The organism is Trueperaceae bacterium (assembly GCA_031581195.1).
Lineage (GTDB): Bacteria > Deinococcota > Deinococci > Deinococcales > Trueperaceae > SLSQ01.
Genome location: JAVLCF010000010.1, coordinates 26,110 through 32,664, shown reverse-complemented (window position 1 = coordinate 32,664; position 6,555 = coordinate 26,110). Strand labels below are relative to the sequence as shown.

Here is a 6,555-nt window from a genome sequence, read left to right as displayed (position 1 = left end):
CGCACGCTCGTTCCGTGGCTTCTCGCGGCGTTGGCGACGTCCCTGCTGGCCGCCTGCGGTCCGCTCGCGCAGGGCGACGCCGCCCGCGTGGACTACGCGCCGGACGCGACCTACCGCGTGCCGGCCGGCACGACGGTCTTCGTCGCGCTCGAGCTGGACCTCGCGACGCTCGGCCTCGAACCGGAGCAGGCGGAGCGGCGGGTGCGGACCTGGATTCCGGGCGGCATCCGCAGCGAGTCGGCGAACGCCAGCGCCCTCGTGTCGCTCCGCGACGTCGAGACCGCCGCGGGGTGGAGCGCCGAACTGTGGCAGGTGCGCCTCGTCCGCGAGCGCGCCTTCGAGGACGAGGACGTCGTGACGTACCGGTTCGAAGCGACCGTCCGCGTCGACGTGCCCGCCGAAGCGTACGACCTCACCCGCCGCGTGTCGGGGACGTTCGACGCCGGCGAGGGGGCCACGCAGGACGTGACCTTCCTGATCGAAGCGCTGTAGGGCACGCGTCAGAGGTCGGGGCGGGCCGCCGGCGCGATGCCGGTGACCCGCCAACCGTCGGGCTGCGTCGCGTCCCGGCGCAGCGACACCAGGTAGTCCACGCGCGCGTCCGCGTCGCCGGCGAGCGTCACCTCGACGCGGGCCGCGTCCTCGATGACGTCCCCGGGGGCGATCCGGACGGGGGCAGCCCGCCGCCACGGCGCCCACAGCGGCGTCGCGAAGAGGCGGGCGAGGCCCGCCTCGCCACCGACGCCGCCCGCGAGACGGGGGCTGGCCACCGCAAGCAGCGTCGCGGCGGCCTCCGCGTCGCCGTTGCGGGTGGCGAGACGCGCGAGGAGCGCCGCCACCGCCGCATCGGGGGACCCGCCGTCGCTCAGTGCCCTACCCCCATCGAGACGTACGTGACCTCGAGGTACTCCTCCAGGCCCCACGGGCCGCCCTCGCGCCCGATGCCGCTCTGCTTGACGCCGCCGAACGGGGCGTGCGCCGCGCTCGGGACGCCGTCGTTGACGCCGACGATGCCGTAGTCGAGCGACTCCGCCATGCGCCACGCGCGACGCAGGTCGTTCGTGTAGACGTACGCCGCGAGGCCGTACGGCGTGGCGTTCGCGAGCGCGATCGCCTCGTCGTCGGTGGCGAACGTCAGGATCGGCGCGACCGGCCCGAAGGTCTCCTCCTGCATCATCTTCATGTCCGGCGTCACGCCGGTCAGGACCGTCGGCAGGAAGTACAGGTCCCCCTGCGTCTCCCCGCCCAGGGCGACGTCGGCGCCCTGCGACACGGCGTCGCGCACGTGGTCCTGGACCTTCGCGAGGCCGGCGGCATCCACGAGCGGCCCGACGTCGGTCGCCTCGTCGTTCGGGTCGCCCACCCGCAAGCCCTTCGCCGCCTCGACGTACTTCGCGGTGAAGGCGTCGGCGATCGCTTCGTGGACGTAGATGCGGTTCGTGCAGACGCACGTCTGGCCGGCGTTGCGGAACTTGCAGGCGATCGTCTCGCGGACCGCCTGGTCGAGGTCCGCGTCGTCGAAGATCACGAACGGCGCGTGCCCGCCCAACTCGAAACTGATGCGTTTCACGGTCTCCGCGCTCTGCGCGTACAGCATCCGCCCCACCTCGGTGCTGCCGGTGAACGTCACCTTGCGGATGCGGGGGTCCTCCATCAACGGTTTCGTGACGGCGGCGGGGTCGTCGGTCGGCAGGACCTGCAGGGTGCCGGGCGGGCCCCCGACCTCCCGCCACAACTCCGCGAGCAGCATCGCGGTCAGGGGCGTCTGCTCCGCCGGCTTGAGGATGAAGGTACAGCCCGCCGCGAGGGCCGGCGCCGCCTTGCGCGTCAGCATCCCCGCAGGGAAGTTCCACGGCGTCACGGCGTACACCGGGCCGACGGGCTTGCGGAGGGCGAGACCGCGCTTGTGGCCGGCGGCGGTGGGGAAGACCTCGCCGTACGCGCGGGTCGCCTCCCCCTCGTACCACCGCACGAAGCTCGCGGCGTACGCCGCTTCACCGCGCGCCTCCTTGATCGGTTTGCCCATCTCCTGCGTCATGGTGCGCGCGAGGAGCTCGGTGTTCGCGAGGATCGCGTCGTGCCACGAGCGGAGCAGCTCCGCGCGTTCGAACGCGGTGGTCTCGCGCCAGGTTTCGAACGCCGACCAGGCGACGTCCGCCGCCTCCTTCGCCTCGTCGGGCCCGCAGTGCGCGGCGCGGGCGACCGCGTCGCCCGATAGGGGCCCGACCACGTCGTACGTCGCGTCGGCGGCGTGCCAGGTGTCGCTCAGGTACTTGCCGGTCAGGTGCGTCAGCTCCGCCACGTCACGTCCTCCGTCATCGCTCGGGTGGGGGGGCGCTCGGGGAGCGGCGCGTCGGACGGCGCGTCGGACGGCGCCTGCTTCCTGGGTTCGCCCTGGTTGATGAGTTTGTCGGCGATCTTGGCGCTCGACAGCACGCCCGGCAGGCCGCCCCCGGGGTGCGTGCCGGCGCCGACGAAGTACAGGTTCGGCATCTCCTCGCTGCGGTTGTGCGGCCGGAACCAGGCGGACTGCGTGAGCTTGGGTTCGAACGCGAACGCCGAACCCCGGAAGCTCCGCAGGTCCCCCTGGAAGTGCAGCGGGTCGATGTAGTGCTCGGTCACCAGGTGCTCCTGGAGGCCCGGGAGGTAGTTCGCCTCGAGGAAGTTCATGATCGCGTCGCGGTACGGCTTCGCCTGCGCTCGCCAATCGATGCCGCTCGTGAGGTTCGGGACCGGCGAGAGGACGTAGAACGATTCGTGGCCCTCGGGCGCCATGCTCGGGTCGGTGTAGGACGGCATGTGGAGGTAGAGGCTGAAGTCGTCGGCGAGGCGTCCCTGGTTCTTGAAGATGTCGCGCAGCAGGCCCTCGTAGCGCGGCCCCAGAATGATGTTGTGGTGCTTCAGCAGGCCGTCGTGCCGGTACTGCTTGTCGGTCCCGAAGTACAGCACGAAGAGGCTCATGGCGTAGTCCATGCGCTCGAGCTTCCGGTCGGTGTACTTCTTGCGGTGCTCCGGCGCGATCATGTTCATGTAGGTCGTCGCGACGTCGGCGTTGGAGACGACGACGTCGGCGTGGACGACGGCGCCGTCCTCGAGCCGGACGCCGTACGCCTGCCGGTCGCGGTTCTCGCCGCGGACGAGGATCTCCGCGACCGGCCGGTCGACGTGGATCGTGCCGCCCAGCTCCTTGATGAGGCGCTCGAACGCCTCGACGAGCTTGCCGGTCCCCCCGATCGCGTACCAGACGCCCCACTCCCGCTCGAGGTAGTGGATCATCGCGTAGATGCTGGGGGTGTCGAACGGGTTGCCGCCGACCAGCAACGGATGGAAGCTGAACACCTGCCGCAGGAAGGGGTCCTGCACGTACTGCGAGACGTACTTGTAGACGCTCTTGTAGCTCTGCAGGCGGATCAGGTCCGGCGCGACGCGAAGCATGTCCGTGAAGTGCAGGAACGGCTCGTCGGCGAGCTCCACGAAGCCCTTCTCGAAGATGTCCTTCGTGGTCTTCATGAAGTTCAGGTAGCCGCGCTTGTCGCTCGGGTTGCGCTTCTCGATCTCGTTCAGGATGAACATCTCGTCGTCGTTGTAGTCGAAGAGGTTCTGCGCGTCGTCGAAGATCCGGTAGAACGGATCGCACTTGACGAACTTCACGTAGTCCTCGCGGTCCTTGCCGGCCTTCGCCCAGATCTCGTCGAACATCCAGGGCGCGGTGATGATGGTCGGTCCGCCGTCGAAGACGAACCCGTCCTGCTCGTACGTGTACGCGCGCCCCCCGAGTTTGTCGCGCGCCTCGTAGAGCGTGACCTCGTGCCCGTCGGCCAACAGCCGCGCCGCCGTGCCGAGGGCCCCGAAGCCCGAACCGATGATGACGACCTTGCGTGGATTCATGCCCCCAGTGTAGCGCTGCGCGCGGGGCCCGACCGGGCGCCGGGACGCGAAGTCGGGTGCGGCGGACGGTCGGCGTCAGGCGTCGCGGGCCGTCAGGTCGTCCAGCGTCTCGCGACGACGCGCGAGGCGCGCCACCCCGCCCTCGACCACGGCCTCCGCGGGGCGCGGCGAGGCGGTGTACGTCGACGCCATCGCCGCGCCGTAGGCGCCCGCCCGCCCGACCGCCAGCAGGTCCCCGGCCTCCGCCGCGAGGGTCCGGTCGGTCCCGAGCCGGTCGGCGTTCTCGCAGGCGGGCCCGTCGACGTCGCCGGTCGCCACGTCGCCGCGGGGGGTCCCCACCTCCCGGATCGGCGGCTCCGCGCCGTAGAGGGCGTGGCGCGCGTAGTGCGTCATGCCGGCGTCGCAGATCCAGTGCGTCACGCCGCCCGTCTCGGCGGGTCCCTTGCGCCACGCGACGCGCGTGAGGAGCGTGCCGGCGTCGGCGACGAGGTAGCGTCCCGGCTCGAGCAGCAGCGTCAGGTCGCGGGCCCGCGCCCACGGCCCGACCCGGGCGGCGATCGCGGGGAGGTCCGCGCCGGGCACCGCGAAGCCACCGCCGAGGTTCGCGACGCGCGCCTCGGGGACGGCGTCGAACAACGGGTCCAGCCGCGCGAGGAGATCGTCGTAGAGGGACGGGTCGTCGATCATCGAGCCCGCGTGCACGTGGAAGCCCGCCAGCCGCCCGGCGGCGGCCAGGTCGCGCGCCAACGCGTCGGCGACGGCGGGCGCCACGCCGAACTTCGCACCGATCGCACCGGTCGCGAGGTGGGGATGCGTCGCCGGGTCGAGCCCGGGATGCACGCGCACCAGGAACCGCGGGGTCGGGGCCGGCTCGGCGCGCCAGGCCGCCGCTTGGGCGCGCCCGTCGAGGCTCACGAGGGCGACGCCCAGGTCGCGCGCCGCGGCGCGCGCCGCGGCGTCCTGCCCCGGCCCTCCGAGCAGCAGCGCCGACCCGGGCACCCCCGCGGCGGCGGCGGCCCGCAGTTCGCCCGCCCCGAGTGCCTCCACCCCGACGCCGGCGTCCGCCAGCGCGCGGAGGAGGGCCGGGAGGGCGTTCGCCTTCGCGGCGTAGCGGATCGCGGCGTCGGGGAACGCCGCGCGGAGTTCGGCGAGGCGGGCGCGGACGACGTCGAGGTCGAGGACGTACGTCGGCGTCCCGAACCGGGCGGCGAGGTCGGCGAGGTCGGGGTCCGTCACGGTGCGGCACGCTACCCTGCGCGCATGGTCAATCGACAGCTCCGCCGCGCGGAGGAAAAGAAGGAACGCAAGGCCGAGAAGGAAAAGGAACGCGTCAAGGCCGAGAAGGCGGCGCGCCGCCAGCAGCGGCGCGAGGCGCGCAAGGCCCGCGTCGCGCGGCGCGTGGCGGGCGGTCCGGCGAAGGGCGAGGCGGCGAAGGGGGGGGAGGCGAAGGGCGAGACGCCCGATGCGCCGCGCCGCCGGTCCGGCGCCGGCGCGCCGGGACGCTTCTCGGGCATCCTGATGAGCGCCACGCTGTTCTTCATCGCCCTGCAGGCGGTCGCGCCGCCCAGCGACGACGGGCTCGTCGCCGACGTCGTCTCCGCGAGCTTCTACCTGCTCTACGGCTACTTCGCGATCCTCTGGATGCTGCGGCGCGACGCGCCCCGCGCGCGCTTCGTCGTGGTGCTCGGGGGCGCCCTGATGGCGCTCATGACGCTCGGCGTGCAGACGTTCTCGCCCGACCTCGAGATCGCGGTGCGGATGGTGGCGCTCGCGATCCCGCTCACGTTGGCCGGCGCCTACCTCGGGCAGCTCGTGTGGGACAAGACCCCGTGAGCGAGGGGCCGACCGCGGTCATCGGCGCGATGGACGCCGAGATCGCCACGTTGCTGCCCCGCCTGCACGAGCGCCGCACCGTTTCGTACGGGCCGTTCGAGGTGCACGAGGGCACCCTCGACGGCCACCCGACGTTCCTGGCCGCGTGCGGGGTCGGCAAGGTCAACGCCGCCGCCCTCGCCCAGCAGCTGCTGGCGTCGGGCGCGCGCCGCGTCGTGTTCACCGGCGTCGCGGGCGCCCTCGCCCCCGACCTGGCGGTCGGGGACGTCGTCGTCGCCCACGACGCGGTGCAGCACGACGTCGACGTGACCGGCCTCGGCTACGCCCCCGGCGAGGTCCCGGGCGAACCGCTCGCCTGGCCGGCCGACCCGGCGCTCCGCGACGCGGCGTACGCCGCGGCGACCGAGGCGGTGGCGGGGGCCGCCACCGTCCGCGTCGGTCGGGTCGCGTCGGGCGACGCTTTCGTCGCCGGGGCGGAGGCCGGCGCGGCGATCCGCGCGGCGTTCGACGCCACCTGCGCGGAGATGGAGGGCGCCGCCGTCGCGCAGGTGTGCCACCGCTGGGGGGTGCCGTGGGTCGTGGTGCGCAGCATCAGCGATACCGCCGACCACGCCGCGGAGACCGACTTCCGGGCGTTCACCGAACTCGCGGCGGCGCGCGCCGAGGCGGTCGTGCGGGGCCTCCTCGCGCGCCTGCACGCCCCCCCGGGCGAGGTCGCGTAGGGTCCGACGCCGCCGACACGCGCACCGCTGCGGTACCATGCGCCGGTGACGACCGGGACCGCGCTCGCGCGGTCCCGCGCCGCGCCGGGCCCCGCGCCCGGCGCACCGCGCC

The 6,555-nt window shown here is 73.3% G+C and carries 7 protein-coding genes; 3 read left to right on the top strand and 4 right to left on the bottom strand.

Going from position 1 to position 6,555, the window contains the following annotated elements; all coding sequences use genetic code 11:
• A partial coding sequence (locus tag RI554_01945) for a hypothetical protein (protein ID MDR9390774.1) occupies positions 1-492 on the top strand: 492 nt, incomplete at its 5' end.
• A gap of 8 nt (positions 493-500) precedes the next feature.
• On the opposite strand, the gene RI554_01940 is transcribed toward RI554_01945, so the two are convergent.
• The 4 genes from RI554_01940 to RI554_01925 all read right to left on the bottom strand — a co-directional run bounded on the left by RI554_01940 (position 501) and on the right by RI554_01925 (position 5,124).
• Positions 501-839, bottom strand: coding sequence for a hypothetical protein (locus RI554_01940; protein MDR9390773.1), 339 nt, complete (start codon positions 837-839; stop codon positions 501-503).
• Between the two features lie 26 nt (positions 840-865).
• Positions 866-2,302 carry an NAD-dependent succinate-semialdehyde dehydrogenase gene (locus tag RI554_01935; protein ID MDR9390772.1) on the bottom strand — a complete coding sequence of 479 codons (1,437 nt, stop codon included), beginning with the start codon at positions 2,300-2,302 and terminating at the stop codon, positions 866-868.
• On the bottom strand, positions 2,290-3,888 hold the full coding sequence (gene crtI, locus RI554_01930) for a phytoene desaturase family protein (GenBank protein ID MDR9390771.1): 1,599 nt from the start codon (positions 3,886-3,888) through the stop codon (positions 2,290-2,292). Before crtI ends, RI554_01935 begins: the two co-directional genes overlap by 13 nt.
• A gap of 75 nt (positions 3,889-3,963) precedes the next feature.
• A complete protein-coding gene (locus tag RI554_01925; protein MDR9390770.1) occupies positions 3,964-5,124 on the bottom strand; it encodes an alanine racemase in 1,161 nt (386 codons plus the stop codon).
• A 24-nt stretch (positions 5,125-5,148) separates the two neighbouring features.
• Here RI554_01925 and RI554_01920 point away from each other — a divergent pair, with 24 nt between their 5' ends.
• Positions 5,149-5,721 carry a hypothetical protein gene (locus RI554_01920; GenBank protein ID MDR9390769.1) on the top strand — a complete coding sequence of 191 codons (573 nt, stop codon included), beginning with the start codon at positions 5,149-5,151 and terminating at the stop codon, positions 5,719-5,721.
• Complete coding sequence (locus RI554_01915) at positions 5,718-6,443, top strand: 5'-methylthioadenosine/adenosylhomocysteine nucleosidase (GenBank protein ID MDR9390768.1); 726 nt, start codon at positions 5,718-5,720, stop codon at positions 6,441-6,443. Before RI554_01920 ends, RI554_01915 begins: the two co-directional genes overlap by 4 nt.
• The last annotated feature ends 112 nt before the right edge of the window (positions 6,444-6,555 follow it).